This window comes from Collinsella sp. BIOML-A6, from assembly GCF_009875845.1.
Classification (GTDB): domain Bacteria; phylum Actinomycetota; class Coriobacteriia; order Coriobacteriales; family Coriobacteriaceae; genus Collinsella; species Collinsella aerofaciens_H.
On the sequence record NZ_WWSL01000021.1, the window covers coordinates 20,953 to 45,043 of the forward strand.

19 protein-coding genes and 1 tRNA gene are annotated in these 24,091 nt (G+C 62.5%); 6 read left to right on the plus strand and 14 right to left on the minus strand.

The genetic code is table 11. The annotated features are described in order from the left end of the window. The 3 genes from GT495_RS07800 (at position 1) to GT495_RS07810 (ending at position 3,409) form a co-directional block, all read left to right on the plus strand. A complete protein-coding gene (locus tag GT495_RS07800) occupies positions 1-1,365 on the plus strand; it encodes an NAD(P)/FAD-dependent oxidoreductase (protein ID WP_161162194.1) in 1,365 nt (454 codons plus the stop codon). Between the two features lie 4 nt (positions 1,366-1,369). After that, positions 1,370-1,768, plus strand: coding sequence for a DUF1667 domain-containing protein (locus GT495_RS07805; protein ID WP_161162195.1), 399 nt, complete (start codon positions 1,370-1,372; stop codon positions 1,766-1,768). Positions 1,769-2,320: 552 nt separating this feature from the next. Continuing rightward, entirely contained in the window at positions 2,321-3,409 is a 1,089-nt protein-coding gene (locus GT495_RS07810) for a Xaa-Pro peptidase family protein (protein WP_161162196.1), read from the plus strand. Positions 3,410-3,738: 329 nt separating this feature from the next. On the opposite strand, the gene GT495_RS07815 is transcribed toward GT495_RS07810, so the two are convergent. From GT495_RS07815 to GT495_RS07835, 5 genes are all read right to left on the minus strand, one after another. After that, positions 3,739-5,082, minus strand: coding sequence for a folylpolyglutamate synthase/dihydrofolate synthase family protein (locus GT495_RS07815; protein ID WP_161162209.1), 1,344 nt, complete (start codon positions 5,080-5,082; stop codon positions 3,739-3,741). A 246-nt stretch (positions 5,083-5,328) separates the two neighbouring features. Beyond that, positions 5,329-8,025, minus strand: a complete 2,697-nt coding sequence (locus GT495_RS07820; protein ID WP_161162197.1) for a valine--tRNA ligase — start codon at positions 8,023-8,025, stop codon at positions 5,329-5,331. Positions 8,026-8,352: 327 nt separating this feature from the next. Next, entirely contained in the window at positions 8,353-8,718 is a 366-nt protein-coding gene (locus GT495_RS07825; RefSeq protein WP_161162198.1) for a hypothetical protein, read from the minus strand. 3 nt (positions 8,719-8,721) lie between these two features. After that, a complete protein-coding gene (locus GT495_RS07830) occupies positions 8,722-9,519 on the minus strand; it encodes a sulfite exporter TauE/SafE family protein (RefSeq protein ID WP_156062872.1) in 798 nt (265 codons plus the stop codon). A 70-nt stretch (positions 9,520-9,589) separates the two neighbouring features. Then, complete coding sequence (locus GT495_RS07835; protein WP_161162695.1) at positions 9,590-10,129, minus strand: MurR/RpiR family transcriptional regulator; 540 nt, start codon at positions 10,127-10,129, stop codon at positions 9,590-9,592. Positions 10,130-10,333: 204 nt separating this feature from the next. On the opposite strand from GT495_RS07835, the gene GT495_RS07840 reads away from it, so the two are divergent. From GT495_RS07840 to GT495_RS07850, 3 genes are all read left to right on the plus strand, one after another. Beyond that, entirely contained in the window at positions 10,334-11,206 is an 873-nt protein-coding gene (locus tag GT495_RS07840; protein ID WP_370457624.1) for a PTS mannose/fructose/sorbose/N-acetylgalactosamine transporter subunit IIC, read from the plus strand. Then, positions 11,196-12,026: a PTS system mannose/fructose/sorbose family transporter subunit IID gene (locus GT495_RS07845; RefSeq protein ID WP_156062870.1), complete on the plus strand. Its 831-nt coding sequence runs from the start codon at positions 11,196-11,198 to the stop codon at positions 12,024-12,026. The genes GT495_RS07840 and GT495_RS07845 overlap by 11 nt, the downstream gene beginning before the upstream one ends. 126 nt (positions 12,027-12,152) lie before the next feature. Beyond that, complete coding sequence (locus GT495_RS07850; RefSeq protein ID WP_161162201.1) at positions 12,153-13,634, plus strand: arylsulfatase; 1,482 nt, start codon at positions 12,153-12,155, stop codon at positions 13,632-13,634. Between the two features lie 72 nt (positions 13,635-13,706). On the opposite strand, the gene GT495_RS07855 is transcribed toward GT495_RS07850, so the two are convergent. From GT495_RS07855 to GT495_RS07895, 9 genes are all read right to left on the minus strand, one after another. Then, positions 13,707-14,429, minus strand: a complete 723-nt coding sequence (locus GT495_RS07855; protein ID WP_161162202.1) for a GntR family transcriptional regulator — start codon at positions 14,427-14,429, stop codon at positions 13,707-13,709. A gap of 6 nt (positions 14,430-14,435) precedes the next feature. Further along, a complete protein-coding gene (gene clpX, locus GT495_RS07860) occupies positions 14,436-15,854 on the minus strand; it encodes an ATP-dependent Clp protease ATP-binding subunit ClpX (protein WP_161162203.1) in 1,419 nt (472 codons plus the stop codon). A gap of 1 nt (position 15,855) precedes the next feature. Next, a complete protein-coding gene (locus GT495_RS07865) occupies positions 15,856-16,476 on the minus strand; it encodes an ATP-dependent Clp protease proteolytic subunit (protein ID WP_161162204.1) in 621 nt (206 codons plus the stop codon). Positions 16,477-16,638: 162 nt separating this feature from the next. After that, a complete protein-coding gene (tig, locus tag GT495_RS07870; protein ID WP_370457623.1) occupies positions 16,639-17,940 on the minus strand; it encodes a trigger factor in 1,302 nt (433 codons plus the stop codon). An 88-nt stretch (positions 17,941-18,028) separates the two neighbouring features. Beyond that, positions 18,029-18,112: transfer RNA gene (locus GT495_RS07875), tRNA-Leu, on the minus strand. A 254-nt stretch (positions 18,113-18,366) separates the two neighbouring features. Further along, positions 18,367-21,198, minus strand: coding sequence for a molybdopterin cofactor-binding domain-containing protein (locus GT495_RS07880; RefSeq protein WP_161162205.1), 2,832 nt, complete (start codon positions 21,196-21,198; stop codon positions 18,367-18,369). After that, the gene (locus GT495_RS07885; protein WP_204986907.1) at positions 21,198-22,100 is read right to left on the minus strand and encodes an FAD binding domain-containing protein; all 903 of its coding nucleotides are present in this window, start codon (positions 22,098-22,100) and stop codon (positions 21,198-21,200) included. The genes GT495_RS07880 and GT495_RS07885 overlap by 1 nt, the downstream gene beginning before the upstream one ends. A 533-nt stretch (positions 22,101-22,633) precedes the next feature. Beyond that, positions 22,634-23,542, minus strand: coding sequence for a hypothetical protein (locus GT495_RS07890; protein ID WP_152073944.1), 909 nt, complete (start codon positions 23,540-23,542; stop codon positions 22,634-22,636). Further along, positions 23,539-23,949, minus strand: a complete 411-nt coding sequence (locus tag GT495_RS07895; protein ID WP_161162207.1) for a hypothetical protein — start codon at positions 23,947-23,949, stop codon at positions 23,539-23,541. The genes GT495_RS07890 and GT495_RS07895 overlap by 4 nt, the downstream gene beginning before the upstream one ends. Positions 23,950-24,091: the final 142 nt, after the last annotated feature.

The following is a 24,091-nucleotide window of genomic DNA, read 5'->3' on the forward strand; positions in this document are numbered from 1 at the left end:
ATGGCGACGCTTGATATACGCGACGGATGCGCGGAGACCGGAGCTACCGAGGCGGTGCAGACGCAAGCGTTCGACGTGGTCGTTATCGGCGGCGGACCTGCCGGCATGGCGGCCGCACTTGCCACGCATAAGGCAGGCGCGCGCGTGGCCATCGTGGAGCGCGAGCAGCATCTGGGCGGAATCCTCCGCCAGTGCATCCACCCCGGTTTTGGCCTTTCGCACTTTAAGCAGGAGCTCACCGGCCCCGAGTACGCGCAGCGCTTTATCGACCAGGTGCACGAAACCGACATTGCGCTGTTCTTGAACAGCATGGTGATTGGGCTTGATTCGGGCGAGTCCACGGAAGACGCCGTGGTTCACACCGTCACGCTCATGAACCCCGCCGGCATGTTGCAGCTCACCGGGCGCGCGGTCGTCCTTGCCATGGGCTGCCGTGAGCGCACCCGCAGCGAGATCAAGATCCCCGGCAGTCGTCCCGCCGGCGTGTTTACGGCCGGCCTGGCGCAGCGATATATCAATATCGAGAACCTCAAACCCGGCTCGCGCGCCGTCATTTTGGGCTCGGGCGACATCGGGCTCATCATGGCGCGCCGCTGCACGCTCGAGGGGGTTTCGGTCGAGGGCGTGTACGAGCTCATGCCGTACGCCAACGGTCTGCGCCGCAATGTGAAGAACTGCCTGGATGACTTTGGCATTCCGCTGCATCTGTCTACCACGGTCACGCGCGTGATCGGGCGCGACCGCGTGGAGGCCGTCGAAGTGAGCCAGGTCGACGAGCATCTTGCACCCATTCCGGGGACCGAGCGCGTTGTTCCGTGCGACACGCTGCTGCTTTCGGTGGGCCTAATTCCCGAGAACGAGCTTTCGGTTGCCGCGGGCGTGGAGCTGGACCCACGTACGCGCGGCGCCGTAGTGGACCAGAGTCTGCAGACGGTCGTGCCGGGCATCTTTGCCTGCGGCAACGTGCTGCACGTGCACGACCTGGCAGACAATGTGACGACCGAGTCCGAACGCGCCGGCGCGGCAGCGGCGGCGTGGGCATTGGGGGCTGTCGGCACCGCGGCGGGAGTGGCGGATGCAGGCTGCCAGCTCACGGTCTCCCCCGCCGGAATCGCAGGCTACGCACTGCCGGGCCGCATTACGGCTGTGGCGCTCACCAAACTCAACTTCCGCGTACGCCGACCGGTCGACGCCGCCCGCGTGCGCATTCTGGCAGGCGACGAGGAACTGATCGCAGGCAAGGTCCGCCCGTTTAAACCGAGCGTAATGGAGAGCTTCCCACTACCGGCAAAGGTAATTCAGCGCGCACTCGACCTGGGCGTTAACGAGATTGTCCTGTCCGTCGATCCTGTTGAGGAGGCGTAAGGCTATGAGCATAAACGCAATCGAAACGTTGCAGTTCAACTGCACCACCTGCCCATCCGAATGCCTCCTGACCGTAGAGGTGGAGCGCGACGCCAATGGCGCCGTGGTGGAAGTGCGCTCCGTGACCGGCAACAGCTGCCCCCGCGGCGATACGTTCGCGCATCAGGAGCTCACCTGCCCCATGCGCGTGCTCACCACCACCGTAGCCGTATCCGGCGGCGACGAAGCCCTGCTCCCCGTGCGCACGGCCGAAGCCATCCCGCTCGAACTCCACGCCCAGGCGATGGACCTCATCCGCGGCCTTGTAGTCAAAGCCCCCATCCGCATGAGCGATGTAGTCCTCCCCAACCTCCTAGACACCGGTACCGACCTCATCGCCAGCATGGACATCGACCCCGCCTAGGTAGCTCAATTGGGACGGAGCTCTTTTAGCTACCCCACCATCCACCCCGCCCCTCCTCAATTGCGGTGAAATAGTTCCTGATTTCCGACAAAACCCCGGCATCCGGAACTATTCCACCGCAACTATCCTTGGAAATTGGTATTTAGCTTGTGCCTACTTTGGTGCCATTTTAAAACTATGCCGGATTACGGGGCTGATTCGGAGAACCCCATCCATACCGGCAATTCTCGATTTTTGATAAGCCGTCTACCTGCGGTTTTAATTTCGCGATTTTTTCCATGGTCAAGTAATACAGGTCCAGCCCCGTAATCCACCATAGTTTTGAAAGCAGCCCATTTGGGACGGGCCCCTTATGACTACTTTTGCCCGAACTCTCGCTCAAATGATTTTTCTGGGACGGGGATTAAATAATCATTCGGAACCCAATGATTATTTAATCCCCGTCCCAGAAAAATCATTCCACATGTTTGACGCAGCTTAAATAGCCCCGTCCCAAATTGACTACCCTGGCATTGGGGATACCATGGTAGCACCCTAGCGAAAGGACGATGTATGGCACATGTCGATGACCAGCGTGTGGCGCGCGTGCTCGATGCGCTCGAGGCTCAGCACCCCGGCGCACAGCTGCTCGTGAATGACCCATGGTCGATTTATTACCTGACCGGCTTTTATGCCGATATGTTCGAGCGGTTTTGTGGCGTGCTCCTCGCGCGCGATGCCGAGCCCGTGATCCTGGTCAACGCACTGCATCAGCTGCCCGAGTATGACAATGCCCGCGTCGCATATCACGCCGATACTGACGTCGTGGCCGAGGCTATCGCTCGCGAGGTCGATCCGACCAAACCGCTCGGCATCGATGCCGTTATGCGCTCCGGCTTTTTGATGCCCCTTATGGATCGTCACGCCGCGAGCGAGTTTTTCCTGGGCGACTTTGCCGTCACCGCCGCGCGCACCCACAAGGATGCCGCCGAGCAGGAGCTCATGCGCGTGTCCTCGGCCGCTAACGACGCCGTGATGGCCGACGCCATCAAGCTCGTTCACGAGGGCGTGACTGAGCGCGAAATTGCCGAGCAGATGCTCGGCCTGTATCGAAAGCACGGCTGCGAGGGCTTTAGCTTTCCGCCCATCGTGAGCTTTGGCGCCAACGCCGGCGACCCGCATCACGAACCCGACGATACCGCGCTCAGGCGCGGCGACGTGGTGCTGTTCGACATTGGCGGACGCTATCGCAACTACTGCTCGGACATGACACGCACATTCTATTGGGACGAGCCGGACGAGGAGACCGCACACATCTACGACATCGTGCGCCGCGCCAATGAGGCTGCCGAGGCGCTCATCGCCCCGGGCGTGCATATGTGCGACCTGGACCGCGCCGCGCGCGACGTGATTGAGGACGCTGGCTACGGCAAGTACTTCACGCATCGCCTGGGCCACTCGATCGGCCTGCAGGACCACGAGCCAGGCGACGTCTCGCTCGTCAACGAGCAGGTCGTAGAGCCTGGCATGACGTTCTCCATCGAACCGGGCATCTACCTTCCCGGCCACACCGGCGTCCGCATCGAGGACCTGGCCTTGGTTACCGAGTCCGGCGTCGAGATTCTCAACGCCTACCCCCACGATCCGGTCCACCTCGACTAGCCCTTACCCAATAGCCACTCAATAAGTTACGGTGGAATAGTTCCCAGATTGGCCCACAGAGGCATAATCCAGGAACTATTCCACCGCAACTGCCATGAGGCCAAGTCGACCAATTTGACAGTCTAGAGATGCGCCACGAAAACGGCCTATCTACTACGTTTAACCCGCATGGGTCGACCATTCGGGTATTCTTTGAAAGTCGGCAAGCATTCTACCTGCGGTTTTAATTTCACAAGTCTCGGCGTGGTCGAGGGCAGTCGATTAAACGTAGTAAATAGGCCCATTTCGTGGCGAGCAGGTCAACTCGGGGCACGGGGCAGCCAATTTGGCTAGCGCAGCAGGCCGGCAACTTCGCCGGCTAGGGTGATGGTGCCGGCGGCTACGAAGGGCTCGTCGGCGGCATCGAAGGCGGCGAGGGCCTCGGACACGCTGGGGTAAACGCCCGTAAGCTTGTCGGCGTCCACCAGAGCAGCGAGTTCCTCTGCCGGTAGGGCGCGATCAGAATCAGTCTGGGTCACGACCACGCGGGGGAATGCCGGAACAAGCACGTCAACGATACCTGCCACGTCCTTGTCGGCTAGCGCGGCGCATAACAGCGTGGGGCGATTCTTCACGCACGGATCGATCTCGTCCAGCGCGCTCACAAAGTTCTCGCAGCTCTGAGGGTTATGGCAGGCGTCGATCAGCTTAAGTGGATCGGTTCCCAGCACATCAAATCGGCCCGGCGTGGGGCAGCCCATAAGCGACGCATCGAGCTTGTCATGATCGAGCTCGCGACCCAGATAGCCCTCGCACAGCATAATCGCACACGCAGCATTCTGCGGCTGATAGGCCGGCTTGACCATGCTCGACGTATAGATTGCGCGCGGCGTGGTGCAGCTGAACTCAACCGTATCGCCCACATGCGCCGGCACCTTGGTCGTGGAGTGGCTCACCACCAACGGCACCACACCGCACTCACGGCAGCGAGCATCCATCACACGCTGAACGCTCGCTTCGTGCGTACCCTCACCCAGCACAACCAGACGTCCAGGCTTGATGACCGCGGCCTTCTCCCCCGCAATGGCCTCGAGCGTGTCGCCCAAAATGCGCGTGTGGTCGAGTCCGATACCCGTAATGGCCACGGCGACGGGATCGGTCGCACTCGTGGCGTCCCAACGGCCGCCCATGCCAACCTCGAGCACAGCAACATCTACCGCGGCCTCGGCAAACACCACCAGCGCGGCAGCCGTCAGCAGGTCAAACGGCGTGATGGCATAGGCGCGCTCCCCCGCCGCCACACGACGAGCATTCACGCGATGCCCCGCCTCGACGGCGGCAGAAACGCCACGGGCAAACGCCTCATCGCTCACGACGCGCCCATCGACCTCCATGCGCTCGGGATAACGCACCAACTGCGGCGACGTATACAGCGCGGTCTTTAACCCCTCACCGCGAAGGATGGCAGCCGAAAAACGCGTGGTCGAAGTCTTGCCATTGGTACCGGCAACCTGAATGCAATCGAAATACTCGTCCGGACGTCCCAGCTCATCGAGCATATCGACAACCGTCTCAAGCAGAGGTCCAGCATCCCCAGAAATCCGCCCCGTATCAGCAGCAAGCCCCAGAGCCTCACCAAACGAAAGCAAATCAAACTCAAAAGGAACGGCATACAAGCCAGAACGCTTAGGCATTTTCAGAACCGCCATTCATAGAAAAATAAAACAGTATAGGTTGAGGATAGTCAGCGAAAACGCCTCTGATGAGCCAAGGTGCCGTGAAACAAGGGCGCATAGGGCTTATGCCCATGCGCCCGAAGTTGAACGGCAGATTGGCCATCAGAGGCGTTTGCAGCGTCGAGCCAGCCGCCGTTCGTTAGAACGGCGGAATAGGTGTCCGCAGTAGCGAGCAATGCCCCAAACCGCATCCCCCAGTACCGCCTACGAGAAGTCAGCAACCTGAGCAGTCAGCGCCGCCAGGATCTCCTTGAGCTCAGCTGCACGGTCCCTCTTCTTCTGGACCACCGCGGGCGCGGCCTTAGCCACAAAGCCCTCGTTGGCCAGCGTCTTCTCGCAGCCGGCGAGCTCCTTCTGGGCCGCGACAATCTCCTTCTCCAGGCGTGCCTTCTCGGCCGAAAGGTCGACCTTGCCCTCGAGTACCACAAAGACCTCGACGCCGCTGTCGACCACGGCAATACTCGCAGCCGGCTTCTCAACGTCGGTGCCCATAACCAGCGAAAACGTGTTGGCAAGCGGCTCGATGGTCGAGCGCAGGCTCTCGAGCTTCTCGATGTCCTCGGAACCGGCGCGCACGACCACGTCGAGCTCGTCCTTGGGGCTCAAGCGGTAGCGCGAACGCGTGGCGCGGGCAGCGGAAACGACGGTGCGGCACAGCTCAAACGCGCGCTCGGCGGGCTCGTCGACGTACTTGGCGTAGTCGGCGGGCTCCGGCCACTTGGCGATCATGAGCGCCTCGGCGCGGTCAACGTTGCCCTCGGCGTCCAGGTCGAGCACGCTCGCCGGCATGTTATCCCAGATCTCCTCGGTGACAAACGGCATGAGCGGGTGCATCAGGCGAATGGAGGTGTCGAGCACAAAAATCAGGTTGCGCTGCGCCTGCAGACGACCCTCGCCCTTCAGGCGGGCCTTGGTGACCTCGACGTACCAGTCGCAGACCTCGTTCCAGAAGAACTGCTGCACGCCGCGGGCCATGTCGCCAAAGGTGTAGTTCTCGATACCCTCGGTGACCATCTTCACGGCCTTGGCCAGGCGGCTGAACATCCAGGCGTCGGCCGGCGTCTTCACAACGGGCTCGCCGGGCGTGTAGCCCTCCATGTTCATGAGCAGGAAGCGGCTGGCGTTCCAGATCTTGGTCACAAACGACTTGGCCTGGTCGGTACGCGGGCTGTCGATAAGCTTCTTGGTCTTCTTGTCGATGTTCGCGTCAAACTTGACGTCCTGGTTGTTGGTGCACAGCGTGAGCAGGTTGTAGCGCATGGCGTCGGCGCCGTACATGCCGATGAGGTCCATGGGGTCAACGCCGTTGCCCTTGGACTTGGACATGCGGCTGCCATCCTTGGCAAGGATCGTCGGATAGATGACGACGTCCTTAAACGGCACCTCGTCCAGGAAGTACAGCGAGCTCATGACCATGCGGGCGACCCACAGCGCGATGATGTCGCGCGCGGTGACGAGCGCCGTCGTGGGGTGATGCCCCTCGAGCAGCTCCGGCTTTTGCGGCCAGCCCTGCGTGGCGAAGGTCCAAAGCTGCGAGCTAAACCAGGTGTCCAGCACGTTCTCGTCCTGATGCACGTGATGGCCGCCGCACTGGGGGCACACATCGGTGTCCTCGGTGAGGGCGTCCTCCCAGCCGCAGTCCTCGCAGTAGAACACGGGAATGCGGTGGCCCCACCACAGCTGACGGCTGATGCACCAGTCCTTGAGGTTCTCCATCCAGGTGGTATAGGTCTGCGTCCAGCGCGCGGGATGGAAGGTGACTTTGCCGGAGTTGACGGCGTCGAGCGCCGGCCCCTTGAGCTTGTCGACGGCGACGAACCACTGCTCGGACAGCCACGGCTCCAGGGCGGAGTCGCAACGGTAGCAGTGCATGACGGAGTGATCGAGGTCCTCGACGTGATCGAGCAGGCCGTGCTCCTCAAACCACTTGATGACGGCTTCGCGGCACTCGTCGCGGTTCATGCCGGTGAACTCGCCGTAGCCCTCGACGACCACCGCGTGCTCGTCGAAGATGTTGATCTGCGGCAGGTCGTGGGCCTGACCCATGGCGTAATCGTTGGGGTCGTGGGCGGGGGTGACCTTGACAAAGCCGGAGCCAAAGTTGGCGTCGACATGATAGTCGGAGAAGATGGGAATCTCACGGTTGACGATCGGCAGCATGACGGTCTTACCCACAAAGGCGGCCTTCTCGGGATCCTTCGGAGAGACGGCGACGCCCGTGTCGCCGAGCATGGTCTCGGGGCGCGTGGTGGCGACGACGATGTAGTCCTGGCCGTTAACCGGCTCGGTCAGCGGGTAGCGCAGGTGCCACAGGTGGCCCTTCTCGTCCTTGTACTCGGCCTCGTCGTCCGAGATAGCGGTAGTGCAGTTGGGGCACCAGTTGACGATGCGCTTGCCGCGATAGATCAGGCCGTCGTGGTACCAGTCGCAGAAGACCTTGCGCACGGCCTGGGCATAGTCCTCGTCCATGGTGAAGCGCTCGTTGTCGAAGTCAACAGAGCATCCCATGCGCTTGATCTGCTCGACGATGATACCGCCGTACTCGTGGGTCCAGTCCCAGCAGGCGTCGACAAACTTGTCGCGACCGATCTCCAGGCGGCTGATGCCCTCGCTTTTGAGCTTCTTATCGACCTTGGTCTGCGTGGCGATACCGGCATGGTCGGTGCCCAGCACCCAGCGCGTGGACTTGCCGCGCATGCGGGCCATACGGATGATGGCGTCCTGGATGGAGTCATCGGTGGCGTGGCCCATGTGGAGCTTGCCGGTCACGTTGGGAGGCGGAATGGTGACGGTGCAGTCGCCCACACCCTCGCGGCGCTTGTAGTAGCCGCCGTCGAGCCACTTCTGCAGGATCGCCGGCTCGTTGGTCGACGGATCGTAATTCTTGGGCATTTCTTCCATGGGGTATCTCTTCCCAGTCGAATGGCGTGATCGCGAGGTCGCGGGACCTGCGCATCAAATCGTAAAACAGCACATGAGTGTAGCACAACCATACGAGGGGAATAGGGGTGGTCGCGGCGACGCCATCGTCGGCAGACACCTCTCGAGCCGACCGCCGACGACTACCTCAGAAAGGGCACGATCGGGCTTTCGGCGACGAGCGAACCGGATGCGACGAACCCCTCTTCGCGGCCCTCAAGCACCCCAACGAGCGTCGAGCGCAATACGGCGACGCACTCCGCGCACTCGGGGTCATGAATCGCGTCATGCTCCCGCCATGATCAGATCCTAGTGATCGCACTCGCCGAGCTCGAAGCGACCAGAGACGAAATCTGTGATGGTGTCGCCGATCTGCACCGCCATGACGTCATGGCCTGCCGACCCGCCCGCCAGATGGGTCGCTACAAAGCAGACGAACGTGAAAGGCGCCATCACCGACGGAATACGCTTGCCCGAAACCACGCAGTCGATCACGAGGTTGTTCCCGCGGGCGGCACCGCGCCCATGGTTGCGGTAGAGCCACGCAATGAAGACGGACACCACGGGAAGCAGGGCGAAGGTCACGAGGTGCGTCTCACGGAAACCGGTGACAATATCTAGGGAGGTGAGAAAGGTCCATGCCGCGGCGCCCCGGTATACCGATCCTTCAGTCAAAGCCTACAGCACAGCGAAGCGCACGAAATTGTAGACGCAGATGACAATGATGAGCACAAGCGCGAAGATGTAGAGACGATCCACCGCCGATGAATCCATACGGCGCAGAAGTCGCCTACCCACCACCGAACCAAGAACCGCCATAGCGGCCATACCGACGAGCACGACCGGCGAGAAGGCCGGGACGCTCCCCGTGACGAGCGTGAAGATGAGGCTTGCGGTCTGGGAGAAGGCGATGATGAAGAGAGATGCCTGAGCCGCCGGCTTGCTCTCCATACTGAAGAAGAAGACAAGGATGGCGAGGTTGAAAGGGCCTCCCCCGATTCCGAGGAACGACCAGCATGCCCCGGCAAGGAAACCTATGGCGGACTGCGCGGCAGCGCGCTCGAGCTTCATTCCGCTTATCCGGCTTTTGTTGAGAGTGTAGATAAGGACCGTCAGCGAGAGCACGATGAGGATGGCCGCTTGGACGGCGCCGACGAGCTCGGTGTCGGGAAGAACGGTTCCGAGCCGGTTGAAGACCGCCTTGCCGAAAACACCGCCGACGGCGGAACCGACCGCGATGGGGACCATGGACCGGGTGTCGATCTCCGACTGCCGGCTCACCGCATTCTGGGTGAGCGTCGAGAGCGACATCACGAGAACGGAGATGCTCGAAAGAAAGCTCACCGCGCTCACGCTCATAACCCCCATGGCATCGACGATGGGCTTGATGATCACCCCGCCGCCGATTCCGCAGAGCGGACCCAGAAGCGAGGCAAGGAAGCATACGATGAAGACCGGAATGAATTGCAGCTGCATTTTGCTCGGTACCCCCAGAACCAGAACATATGATGAGTTATCCGTTTCTCATCATATATAAACTGCAGATTTATAATAGGCGGAAGCGTTGTTTTTTGAACGATGTTGCGATTCCCGTTGCACGCCCGCGCCGTTTCACGCGCGAGGAAACGTACAGGGACACGTCCGAGAGGCAGCTCAGGGAGTTGCCGCAGAACGAGGTTATCGCGGCCACGGGGGCATGGGACTCGCCCACGGTTCGATTGATGGCGTTATCTTCGATGATGCCCAAGGTGTCGTCGAAGATCTCGCGGTAGAGCGAACCGATCTTATGGGCTATCACCAGGCGCTGGTCGCCGAAATCGAAGGAGTAATTGAGGTCGATCTCCTCGAAATGAGAGATGAGGTAGGAGAGCTCCGTCTGCACCGCGAAGCGAAACGATGCGTACCCGACGAATCCGAGACGCTGGCAGAACCTCACCACCGTGGAGCGTACGACATGGACCTCCGCCGCGATCCCGCGGGCGTCCAAGGAGCCGAGCCGGGAGCGATGGGCGATCAGATAGTCGGCTATCGCCCGTTCGGCGCCCTCGGAGGAGGTGCGCATACGTATGAGTTCGCGCAGGACCACCCGACCCCCTCTGAAAGCCGCCGGGGCCCTTCCGGCGTACCGCCCATAGCAGGGATGCGGCGCCTCTCCGATACCACCCATACCGTCCAAGGGCGTTTTCCTACCTTTCACGGACAAAAGCGACCGCCCTCTGTCTTCATTTTCAACAACTTAATATATAGTTATATACAGTAAGCAGCCATCTAACAGAGAGGGGAAATCATGATCGGTGCACTTCAGATACTGCTGTTGTCGCTCCTGGCTGCATTCACCGTCGTGTGTGGACAGAACTGGTGGCAGACCGCCAACCAGCCGGTTTTTGTCGGCATGGTTGCGGGTCTCGTTATGGGCGACCCCGTCACCGGACTGTTCATCGGCGGCAGCATGCAGCTCACTGTACTTGGCATCGGAACCTTCGGCGGGTCGAGCCATATCGATGCGAACACCGGGTCGATCATCGCCACCGCCTTTTCCGTAGCGCTCGGCATGGACTCGTCCCAGGCGCTCGCCGCCATCGCCGTGCCCGTAGCCGCGATTCTCACCGTCGCCGACGTACTCGGCCGCTTCTGCAACACGTTCTTCCAGCACAGGATAGATACGCTGATCGAACGCGAGGACTATGCGGGAATTCAGCGCAACTTCCTGTACGGCATCGCCCCATGGGCGCTCTCCCGCGCACTTCCCACCGCCCTCGCCCTTGCCTTCGGTCAGGGCCTGGTGCAGGCGATGATGGATGTCCTCAACGGGCCGCTCGCCTGGCTGGGCACGGGTCTCGGCGTGGCGGGCGCGGTGCTCCCCGCCGTCGGCTTCGCCATCCTCCTGCGCTACCTGCCCGTCCGTGTGAACTGGCACTACCTGATTCTCGGCTTCGTGGTCACCGTGTTCTTCAATTACCTCTTTAACGGCGTCAAAACCATCGGTGGGGCGGTGGCAGGGGTCGTCGACGGCTTCTCCGGAAACTTCATCGGCATGCCCATGCTCGGCATCGCCCTGGTGGGCCTCTACGTCGCCGTGAACCACTATAAGGCCCAGAGCGCTCGGCCCTTCACCGAAAATGCCGGCAGCTCTCAGGAGGAGGACGATGACGATGAGCTCTAACACCGAGCAGGCGCAGAAGCGCTACACGGTCACCAAGGCCGATATCAATCAGATCAACCGTCGCAGCATCTTCGGGTTCCAGCTCGGATGGAATTACGAGCGCATGCAGGGCTCGGGGTACCTATTCGCGATGCTGCCCGTCATGCGCAAGATCTACGGGGACCACACCCCCGAGCTCAAGCAGATGATGAGGACGGAGAACCAGTTCTTCAACACGTCGAACTTCCTCAACAACCTCGTCATCGGCATCGACCTCGCCGTCCAGGAGAACGAGGGCGCAGAGGGCGAGGAGACCGTCATCGGCCTCAAGACCGGTCTTATGGGCCCGTTCGCATCGGTGGGCGACGCCATCTTCGGTTCCCTCGTACCCACGATCTTCGGCGCGCTCGCTGCGAGCATGGCCCTCGAGGGAAACCCTCTGGGCGTGATCCTCTGGACCGTCGAATGCATCCTCACCTTCGCTCTGCGCTGGTGGGAGACCGGCTTCGCCTATAAGACGGGCACCGCGCTCATCACCACCATGCACGACAAGCTGAACGCCCTCACTGCCTCGGCGAGCGTGCTCGGCATCTTCATGGTCGGGTCGCTTATCGCATCCAACATCAACGTGGTGTTCACGGTCACGCCCAGCGTGGCGGGCGCGAGCGTCAACCTCCAGAACACCCTGAACACGGTGCTCCCGGGCCTCTTGCCAGCAGCGATCGTCGGCATCATCTACTGGGGCCTCGGACGTAAGGGCATGACCTCGACCAAGATGATCTTCATCGCGCTCGTGGCGGCCGTCGCGCTGTCAGCCCTGGGCATCATCGCCAAGGGCTGACCCCCGCGCCATCTCCCCGGCGGTGTCCCCGCTCCTTCAGCGGGGACACCGCTATTTTCATGCTAAGAGTTGCGGCACGGGCCGCAACAGAGTACAAATCCCATTAGGAGTAGAAAGGAGAAAGCCATGCCCGGACCCCAGATCCCCGAGGCGCCCGCAAGGCCCAACGTCCTTCTCATCATGTGCGACCAGTTTCGCGGCGACTGCCTCGGTTTTGCCGGCCACCCCGACGTCAAGACACCGTTTCTCGACTCTCTCGCGGCACAGGGCACGTTCTTCGACCGGGCCTACTCGGCCTGCCCCACCTGCGTTCCGGCGCGCGCCACGCTCTTCACCGGACAGACGCCGGGCCATCACGGCCGCGTAGGCTATGAGGACGGCATCTCATGGAACTTCCCCCATATGATGCCCCAGGAGTTTCGCGACGCCGGCTATCAGACCGCCTGCGTGGGCAAGCTCCACGTGCACCCGCCGCGCCTCGCCTGCGGCTTCGAGACCCTGAGACTCCACGACGGGTATCTGGGCTGCTACCAGGGCGGCGACATCCCCCATTGGATGCACCAGGACGTGCACGACGACTACCTCCGCTTCTTGCGCGCCGAGATCGGCCCAGACGCCTACATCGACAGCACGGGCCCCGAATGCAACTCGTGGATCTGCCACCCGTGGATCTTCGAGGAGCGCCTGCACCCCACCAACTGGGTGGCCGACGAGACGATCCGCTTCCTGGAGACGCGCGACCGGACCCGACCTTTCTTCGCGATGGCGAGCTTCGTGAGGCCGCATCCGCCCCTCGACGCCCCGCAATCCTACCTTGACCGCTATATCGGACGGGACCTGCGCGAGCCCGCCTGCGGCGACTGGGATGATACCGAGGCGACCGAGCGCGATGGCATGATGCCCGCGAGTGTGCACGGCTGCCGCGACGCCGAGATGCGTCATGAGGCCCTCGCAGGATACTATGCCGCCATCACCCACATCGACCATCAGGTGGGACGGCTGATATCGGCGCTCAAACGCGACGGCTCGTTCAACGACACCATCATCGTCTTCCTGTCCGATCACGGCGAGATGCTCTTCGACCACTCGCTGTGGCGCAAACTCCTCCCCTACGAGGGCGCCGCGCACATCCCCCTCTTCATTCGCATGGGCACGCATATTGCCCGCACCGTCCCGCACCGGTCGGAAAGCGTCGTGGAGCTCATGGACGTCATGCCCACCCTTCTCGACCTGTGCGGCATCGACGTGCCCGCGAAGGTAGACGGAACATCGCTGGCGCGCGAGGTGCTCGACGGGGCGCCGATCGATCGCGCATACGTGCACGGCGAGCACGCCTTCACGGAGGAGCAGTCGCACCACTACATCGTCACCCCGCGCGACAAGTACATCTGGTTCAGCCAGACCGGGGTCGAGCGCTATTTCGACCTGGCAGACGACCCCCGTGAGGAACACGACCTCATCGCCGATCCGGCGCGACGGGAGCGCGTCGACGAGATGCGCTTCTGGCTCGTCCGAGAGCTCGAAGGGCGCGAAGAGGGCTTCGTACGCGACGGCGAACTCGTGGTAGGTAGGCCGGTCGTGACCGTGCTCTCCCATCCGGCCATATAGCGCCGCGATTGAAGGGGCTGGCCGCCCCGGAGATAACTCGAAGCGGCCAGCCCAGACCGAGAGCCCTCGTGCCTAACGAGCGCTCTCATCGATGGTCTGCTCGAAGAAGTCCCAGCGCTTGTGCATGATGATGTACTCGGCAACCGTACCGTCGGCGAGCATCGTGCAGCGCTCCTTGCGCACGCACGGATCCACTTCGGTGAGAGAGAGCGCGGCGCGCACCCTCTCGTCGGCGGGCATCACGATGCGCATCACCTCATGCGCCGCCTCGCGCGACAGAAACAGACCGAAATCCTCCCGAAGACGCCGGTACACCGACTCGTAATACGAGGGACTGACATCCTGCTTGATGTAGCGTCGCGGGATGTAGGACACCTGGTGCTGATAGGGCACCCCGTTATAGAGGCGCACGCGCTCGATAACCGCGTATCGGCCCCTCCCGCTGAGCCCGAGGCGTTCGACGACACCCGGGTCGCGTTCATCGCCCTCGGGAAACGAGAGACCGATCACCCGCGTCTCGGCCGCCCCGCCGCCCTCGAAGAAGCGCTCGCTCTCCGAGATGCGCACGGGACGGTGCCGGCGCGAACGGGAAACGAAGGTGCCTTTGCCCTGGTAGCGTACCAGCAGACCCTCGTTTACAAGGTCGTTCACCGCATGGATCACGGTGATGGAGCTCACCCCAAACCGCTCGATCAGTTCGGCGTTGCTGTAGAACAAATCCCCCGACTCGAAGCGCCCGCTCTCGATCTCGGACCGAAGCGTGTTCTCGATCTGGATGTACTTCGGCGTACCCATCGTGCCCTACGCCGAACGGTAGATGCGCTGGGGCTGTTCTTCGCCCTTGACGGAGGCTTCGGTTACGACGACGCGCTCGACGCCCTCCTCGCTGGGGAGGTCGAACATCGTCTGCTGCAGCACGTCCTCGCAGATAGCGCGCAGGCCGCGAGCGCCGGTCTTGCGGGCGAGCGCCATGCGGGCGATCTCGTGCAGGGCGGCGTCGTCAAACTCAAGATCGACGTCCTCGAGCTGGAACATCTTGCGGTACTGGCGCACCACGGCGTTCTTGGGCTCGGTCAGGATCGACACCAGGTCGTCCTCGTCGAGCGCCTGCGTCTGGGTGACGACGGGCGTACGACCCACGAACTCGGGGATCATGCCAAAGGCGTTGAGGTCCTGCGGGAGCACCTGGCGCAGCAGGTCGTTCTCATCGACCGAGGTGGGGCCGGCGATCTCGGAGTTAAAGCCCACGCCCTTGTTGCCCACGCGATCGGCGATGATCTTATCCAGACCCACAAAGGCACCGCCGCAGATGAACAGGATGTTCGTCGTGTCGATCTGCAGCAGCTCCTGCTGGGGATGCTTGCGGCCGCCGGTGGGCGGAACGCTGGCCACCGTGCCCTCAAGAATCTTAAGCAGCGCCTGCTGAACGCCCTCGCCCGAAACATCGCGGGTGATGGAGAGGTTCTCGGCCTTGCGAGCGATCTTATCGATCTCGTCCACGTAGATGATGCCCACCTGCGCGCGCTCAATGTCGCCATCGGCAGCGTTGATGAGCTTGAGCAGGATGTTCTCCACGTCCTCGCCCACGTAGCCAGCCTCGGTGAGCGCGGTGGCGTCGGCGATGGCAAACGGCACCTCGAGGATGCGCGCGAGCGTCTGGGCCAGCAGCGTCTTACCGGTACCGGTGGGGCCGAGCAGCAAAATATTGGACTTGGCGAGCTCCACCTCGTCCATATCGTCATCAAACTGGGCGTCCATGCCCGATGCCTCGTCTAAGGCGGATACCGCGGCACCGCCCTCGATCACGCGACGGTAGTGGTTGTACACGGCCACCGACATGGCGCGCTTGGCGTCCTCCTGGCCCATAACATAGGCCGAAAGCTCGTCATAGATCTCGTGCGGCGTCGGCACGTGCGTGATGACCTGACGGTCGTCCTCGAGCTCAAAGCCCTCGGCCTCGGGGTCAACAGCGGGCTGGGACGCAGCCTGGCCGTGGTCGTTGAGGAAACCCGGCAGCTTGCCGTTGCGGGCAGCGTCCATAAAGTCCGAAGCCAGCGACTCCTCAAGAATCTCGGAGCATGCGGCGACGCACTCGTCGCAGATAAAGATGTTGGTCGGACCCTTAACAAGGCGGCGTACCTGTCCTTGCTCTTTTCCGCAGAAGGAGCAGCGGATGGGGTCGCCGTTCTCGTCGAAGTTGTCCTGCATGTTACCTGCCATCCTAGGCTTCCTTCGCGGCGAGATCGCGCGAGGTGACGATACGGTCGATCAGGCCGTAGTCGAGGGCCTCGGCAGCGGTCAGGTAGTTGTCACGCTCGGTATCGGCCTGGACTTTCTCGATGGGCTGGCCCGAGGCGTCGGACAGGATCTGGTTGAGCTCGCGACGGGTCTTCTTGATCTCCTCGGCCACGATCTCGATCTCGGTCTGCTGTCCCTGGGCACCACCGCTGGGCTGGTGAATCATGACCTTGGAGTGCGGCAGGCAGAAGCGCTTGCCCTTGGCGCCGGCCGAAAGCAGCACGGCGGCCATAGATGCGGCCATACCGACGCAAATGGTGGAAACCTGCGGCTTAATGAAGTTCATGGTATCCAGAATCGCCAGACCGGAGTAGACCTCGCCACCGGGCGAATTGATGTAGAGCGAGATATCCTTCTCGGCATCCTGGCTCTCAAGATGCAGCAGCTGGGCAACGACCAGGTTGGCGCTGACAGAGTTAATCTCCTCGCCCAAGAAGATGATGCGGTCGTTGAGCAGGCGCGAATATATATCATAGCTGCGCTCGCCGCGCGGCGTCTGCTCGATAACGTATGGCACGAGGGCGGAATCGAACTTAGCGATCATACGCATCTCCATTTCTCTTACGGACCAATAGTGGTTCTAGACAGACGTACGGTGCCCGCATGCTATGCATTGGCTGGCACCGTACGAAGCAACCGGATAACCGGCTTATAACTTTACCCCATCACGGGCGCATCCATGCGCTCGCGGGAAAGGTGGCGAGAATTACTCGGCGTCCTTGGCGGTCTCGTCGACCTCGGTCACCTTGGCGTTCTCGACCAGGTGATCGACGGCCTTGGAGCGACGGATGGACTCACGGACGGCAGGCATGCGGCCATCGGCAATGAACTCGGCCTTGGAAGCCTCGACGTCCTTGACGCCGGCCTTCTCGAACTCGGCGTTGATGTCGTCCTCGGTAACCTCGATCTTGAGCTCACGGGCGAGAGCATCGAGCGCCAGGGACTCACGGGCAACGTCGTTGGCCTGCTTGTGCAGGTCGCCGACAAACTGATCCATGGTCAGGCCGGAAGCGGGCAGCCAGGTGTCCAGCGTCATGCCGCGAGCAGAAAGGTTAGACAGGAAGTTCTGGCCGAGCTCCTCAAAGACGGACTGCTCGTAGTCGGCGTCCATCTCGTCGAGCTGCAGACGCTCGGCGAGAGCGGAGACGCAACGGTTCTCCTTCTCGGCCGGCAGGCGGGAAGCCTTGTCCTGCTCGATCTCGAGCTTGATGGCGTCGCGCATGGCGTCGATGCTGTCGAAGCCAAAGTCGGACTTGACGAGCTCGTCGGTGAGCTCGGGGGTGTTGCGGACCTTGATGCCCTTGACGGTGACCTCGACGGTATGGGCCTCGGCCTCCTCGCCCTCCTCAGCCTCGTCGGTCCAGGTGACGGTCTTGACGTCGTCAACGTTGGCGCCGATCAGGGCCTCGTTGAGCTCGGCGGGGTTGCTGTCGCTGCCGGCGATGAGCATGCGGCCCTCGGCGGCGAAATTGTCGGCGTTCTCGACGGCCTTGAGGTCGACGGTCACATAGTCGTCAGCCTCGACGGCGCGGCCCTCGACGTCCTCGAAGGTAGCGCGGTAGTTGAGGAGCATCTCGACCTGGTTGTTGATCTCGGACTCGGTGACCTCAGCGGGAGGCATCTCGATCTCGACGGCGTCGAAAGAGGAGAGCTCAGCGACGGGACGCAGGGAGAACTCGACGGTGTAGGTGTAGTCCTCATGATCCTTGGCGAGGTCGAGCTCCTTGTAGTCACCGTTCTTGGTGGGGACGATGTCCAGCTCGTTGAGGACGGCGGGCTCGTTGGCGGCGATCAGGTCGTTGGTGGCCTGAGCGAGGGTAGCCTCGGCGCCAAGTGCGGAGTCGATGACCGGACGGGGAGCCTTGCCGGCGCGGAAGCCCGGGAAGCGGTACTTCTTGGCGGTGTCCTTGTAGGCCTTCTTGATCGCGGCGTCGACGTCGGCGGCCGGGATGGTGACCGTAGCGGTGAGCTTGGCGTCCTTGACGTCAGAAGCGGTGATGTTCAACACGTTCCTCCTCATACTGCCCAGCTTATCTGAGGTGCTGGTACCTTTATGCAACAAAGAGTCGCGACGGCGGGAGCCGACGCAGGTGCGATGGTGCGGGCGAAAGGACTCGAACCTTCACGGGAATCCCACCAGAACCTAAATCTGGCGCGTCTACCAATTCCGCCACGCCCGCATGAGCGCACAGACTAGGAATGATAGCAGATACGAACGACAAGCGCACGCACACGTTTGTAGCTCACGACCTCACCACGAGTTACAGCGGAACAGGGTAGCTAATTTGGGACGGGGCTTTTTTAGCTACCCCGCTTGTGGGGGTAGCTAAAAAAGCCCCGTCCCAAATTAGCTACCCTGCAGCCCACAATTCGGTCGAAAAGTAGGCTGCAGTTTCTCCGGGCTTGTCAAAGAGCGGCGACAGCCGCGCCTCGCCTACTCCCCCAGCAGCGCTTTCTCCGGAGTGATCGGCAGCGAGCGGACCTGGTGGCCGGTGGCATGCGCGACGGCCGAGGCAACGGCGGCGAGCGGTGTGTTGATGACGACCTCGCCGATCGACTTGGCACCAAACGGACCCGTCGGCTCGTAGCTCGGCTCAAAGGCCACGCGAATGCTGCCGATATCCAGGCGCGTGGGCAGCTTGTAGCTCATAAAGTTGCCGGTGCGCAGGCGGCCGCGGTCATCGTGCTCGACAATCTCGTAGAGCGCGTGGCCGATACCTTGGGCAATGCCGCCCTCGGCCTGGACGCGAGCGAGCGCCTCGTTGATCACGGTGCCGCAGTCCACAGCCGCCGCGTAATCCACCACGGTCACCTTGCCGGTGGCCTTGTCGACCTCGACCTCGGCAATGCCAGCCATAAACGGCGGGGGCGAAACAGGCAGGCAGGCAGAGGCGTGCGAGGTCAGCGCGTCGCCACCTTCTATGTTCTTGACACGCAGGTTGGCAAAGTCGCGCAGCGTAAGGAAGCGACCGCGCTCGCGAGCGGCACGCTCGTCGGACAGGCGCACGTACTGGCCGTCGAAGACCACGTCGGCGGCGTCAACGTCCCACATCTGGGCGGCCTTGGCGCAAATCTTCCCGCGCAGCTCGGCCGCGGCGTTCTTGGCGGCAAGGCCCGTCACGTAGGTACCGGAGCTCGCGTACGAGCCGGCGTCGAACGGCGACACGTCGGTGTCTACGCCGCGTACCACGATCAACGAGCTCTCCACGCCCAGCTCCTCGGCGGCAATCTGCGCCAGGATCGTGTCGACACCCATGCCGTTATCGGTGGCGCCGGTGCCGATGGTAATGAAGCCGTCCTCTTCCAGGCGCATGTCGATGCCGGCGATGTCCACGCTGGAGATGCCCGAGCCCTGCATGGTGAGCGCACAGCCCAGAGCACGCACGCGGTCGCCCAGGTCCACGGCCAGCGGCTTGTCGCGCCAGCCGACCATATCCATCGCGCGCAGCAGGCAGCGGTCGAGCGCGCAGGCGTTGAGCTTCTCGTTGTAGTACTGCGGCATAATCTCGCCCTCGCGCACGATGTTCTTAAGGCGCAGGTCGGCGGGGTCCATGTGCAGCATGTCGGCGAGCTCGTTGACGGCGCTCTCCACGGCAAACTGGCCCTGGGTGGCACCGTAGCCGCGATACGCGCCGCCGCGGTTGGTGTTGGTGTAGACGGCGTCCCACCTAAAGCGGCTCGCCTTCACATGGTTATAGATGGGCAGGCTCTTGTGGCCCGAGAGGCCGATCGTCGTGGTGGCGTGCTCGCCGTACGCGCCGGCGTTGGACAGCGTGTGCAGGTCGATGGCCGTGATGGTGCCGTCGTTCATGGCGCCCAGCTTGACGGTCATCTGCATCTGGTGGCGCGAGTTGCCCGCGGTGATGGTCTCCTCGCGGGTATAGCAGCAGTAGCTCGGACGGCCGGTCTGTTGGGTGACGAACGCCACGAAGATCTCGCAGCAGCCCGTCTGCTTGGAGCCAAAGCCGCCACCGATGCGCGGCTTGATGACCTGCACCTGCGACTGCGGAATATCGAGCGACTGTGCGACCATGCGGCGCACGTGGAAGGGCACCTGCGTAGAGGTGGTCACCGAGATGCGGCCGAAGGCGTCGGTCGTCGCGAAGGCGCGGAAGGTTTCCATGGGCGCGGTCTGCGTGGCCTGGCTGGTGTAGGTGCGCTCAAAGACGATGTCGCTCTGGGCGAAAGCCTCGTCCAGATCGCCATAATCGCTGGTACCGCTGCACACCAGGTTGCGAGCAACGTCGCCGCCCTGCGGGAACATAAAGGTCACGTCGCCCTCGGGGTGGACCACGATGTTGTTATCGAGCGCCTGGGTAAAGTCGAGCAGGGGCTCGAGCACCTCGTAGTCGACCTTGATGAGCTTGAGCGCCTTGTCGGCGGCCTCCTCGGTCTCGGCGGCGACGATCGCCACCTCCTCGTTTTGGTAGCGCACGAGGTTCTCGAGGATCAGGCGGTCGTAGGGCGAAGGCTGTGGGTAGCTCTGACCGGCGATGGTAAAGCGGCGCTTGGGCACGTCCTCATAGGTGTAAACTCCCACCACGCCGGGCACCTTCAGGGCGCGCGACGTATCGATGGAGCGGATCATGGCGCGAGCATAGGGGCTGCGCTTGAGTTTGACGATGAGCGCGCCGGCGGGCACCATATCGCCCGTGTAGACCGGACGGCCTTCGAGCAGGGCCTTCGAGTCCTTCTTGGGCTGCTTGTGGGTAATCTGCTTGTAGGTAACGCCGTCAGAGCTGGTGTTATTGACCGGCAGCTCGGGCATCTCGAAGCCCACCTGCACGCCGGACTCAATGAGGAAGCGGACGATGGCGCGCAGCTGGCTCTCGTAGCCGCTGCAACGGCAGAGGTTGCCGGCAAGCTGGCGCGAGAGCTCCTCGCGCGTGGCGACGAGGCTCGAATCTTCCTTGGCGGCGCGGGCAAGCGCCAGCACGTTCATGATAAGGCCGGGGGCGCAAAAACCGCACTGCTCGGCACCTTCGGCAGCCATCGCGTGGGCGAGCGCCTCGGACTCGGCCTTGAGACCCTCAAGCGTGGTGATGGCGTGTCCCTCAACACGGGCGGCGGGAACCGAGCAGCTCAGCACCGGGTCGCCGTCGAACCACACCGTGCACAGGCCGCAGTTGGTAGTCTCGCAGGCGCAGCGTACCGACGCGCAACCCTGCTCGCGCAGCAGCGCAAAGAGCATGGTGTCGGGGGCAATCTGAACCTTGACCTTGCGGCCGTTGAGCGTAAAGGAAAGATCGATGAGTTTGGCAGCCATTAGCGCACCTCGCTAGAATCGACGCCGGGCACGCGGCGGCAGGAATACTCGTCCGTGGCAAACTGAGGTGTCTGCACGCCCTCGAGCTCGCGGGCAAGTGCGGCCGAAAGCTCAATACCAGCGGCGCGGCGCACGGCCTGCACGGCAAGCGGCGCCGAGATGCGACGGCGGTAGTCGGCCGAGCCCCACAGGTTGGTGCCGTAGCTCAGTGCGCGTACGGACGCCGCTAGGGCACGCAGCTCGTCCTCGGAAGGCCGCTCGCTGGTAAGGCCGCATCCCTCGCCCTGCAGCAGGGTCGCGCGCAGCGGACGGGCGCCCACGGTGACATGCCAGCTGTTGTCCCACCAGGCAGCAGTGACGTTGAGCGAGGGGAAGTCGGTCGCGGCCTTGCGCACGGCCTCATAGCTCGCGCGGTAGTCGTGCTTAACGACCACGACGCGCTCGATCACGTCGCGCACGTAGCCCATCCGCACGAACTCGGCGAGCGGCACGCGGCCGGCACCCGTCAGCTCAACATACGAATCGAGCGCCAGAAACGCCGAGAGCACGTCCGAGAAGCCAAAGCGGCCGTAGATGCTGCCGCCCACCGTGGCGGTGTTGCGCAGCTGCACGCCCACGATATCGTGGACGGCAAACTCAAAGACATGGTTGACAAGCGCGTTGAGCCCGACATGACGCTCGAGCTGGCGCAGGGTGCACATGGCACCGATGCGAAACTCGGTCTCGGTCTCCTCGATCTGATCGAGTCCACAGGCCGAAAGGTCAATCGCCGTCGCCACACGACGCGAACCCAGACGCATCCAGATGCCGCCGCCCACAACCTTGTTGTTGCGGTTCTTCTGCAAGAGCTCATAGGCTTCGGCCGCGTTTCCAACACGGACGTAGGTACCGAACTTGAGCACGTTCTCCCCCATCTCTTCACTTGTCCAGTACGTTTAAGTGTACCAAACGAGGGGCCGTGCCCTTCCACAGCACAAAAACCTCCCTCCCATCCATAAGTTGCGGTGAAATAGTTCCTGTTTTATAGCCCAGAAGCCCACAACAGGAACTATTTCACCGCAAGTTAAGGGCGGTGCCGAGCCGAGGGAAATGGCACGTTATTCTCCATCCTCAAAAGATCAAAAAGGCTCCCGGCCGATATGGTCGGGAGCCTTAGGCGCATCAGCTGATGCCGCGTTGGGCTATATCGAGCGAAGATTTAGCAGACGCCCTGGGCGAGCATGGCGTGGCGACCTTCAGGAAGCCGGCGATATTGGCACCCATGACAAAGTTGCCCTCCTCGCACATTGCATGCGTTCTGCATGCATACATCATACAGAACCGCCAACGCCCCAGTCAACGCGTGCAAAATCGAACCAGAGACGTTCTTTCAGCACGAGCCGCCTTGCGTAGCGGCTCGGTGAAAGATCGGCCCTGGTTCCATCGTTCAGGTGCGTTAGTCGACCAGGCCGAGGAAGACGCCGATTAGCGAAAGGACCACGGAGATGAAGAAGGCCAGGCCGCAGAAGAGGCCCTGGCGCACGTGGGAGAGGCCGACGCTCTGGATGAGCGAGCTTACCGCATCCGCGCGCGGCGAGCCGACCGACCCCGGTTCCCACAGCGGCCGCGCGTGAACACCCGGTGTGTTGCCCACGCGGGTCAGCAGGGCGGCCACGTCTTCGGGAAGGTCCGGGCCGCCCGCGCTGGCTCCCTCCTCCTTATGCGCCGACTGCAGCGCCTTGATCTGCGGGTCGAACGCCAGCTTGGCCACCGCGACCTCGATGCCGCCAACCGCAATCACGCAGCAAAACAGCGCGCCCCAGAATACCTCGTTGCCCAAGGCGAGCGGGTTCACGACCATGCGAATCACCTCGTGCAGGTTCGTGCCGAAGGTGATGTCGTCAAAATCGCCCTGCGAGAGGCCGGAGGCCTTGAGGTCGCGCTCGTAGGCGCCCGCGCCGTACCGTTCGTCGTAGTCGCGCCGGTTCTCATCCAAATGTTGGAAGGCTTCGATGGCGCTCTGCCCATAGCCGTCCATGTGGCCAAGAGCGGTGGGAACGGCGAACGAGAGTGCGATGATGACGCAGAGCCCCAGGCCGATCCACCGCGTGCGGCGCACGCGGCCGACCTGGGCGCGGAAGGCGTCATCGTCCGTGAGGTCCGCCTCCAGGGCGCGCTGCCCGCGGTGGACGAAGAGCGCCGCGTAGGGAATCGTGCACGCGATGGAGACAAACGGCGCCAGTACCAGCGGGCCCAGATCGTCGCCGATGTCCGCGAAGACCCCGCCGGCAAGAAACATGATCAGGGCGACGATGACGGCGGCGACGGCAGCGCCGATGAGCATGCCCGTCGCGTTGCCCCTCATCGCAGATCCTCCGAGCGCGCAAGGAGGACGTCGGGCACGACGGCGCTCTTCACGCTCCGGGCATCGGCAGTCTGCTCGGAAGCCGGCTCGGAGCGATTAGCACCGAACAGCGTCTTCATCCCCATGAACTGGAACGCCACTGCCGCGCCACCCGTCAACAGCAGATAGACCATCGAGATGATCGGCACCCACTTCGTTCCCCTGGCAGCATAGTGCTTCCACCCGGTATCCTCGCCATAGTTCCTAAACACCCCGCGCCGGGAGAGTGCTATATAGACCGCGAGCACCAGCACGAGCATGATGACCGCCCAGACCACATAGATCCAGAGCGCGATGGGAAGGACCACCATTGCGAAGCCGACGCCCATGAGGAGTGGCAGGAACAGGATAATAGAGCAGCCACCCACGAAATACCTCCTGACGAAGTCTCATATCCGGGCAAGTATAGCGTCGAATGCGCCAAGGTATCGGGCCTTGATTATCAACTTTATCCGAACACCTCCCACATTCATCCGCACATGTGCGGATGAATGTGGGAACCCGATACCT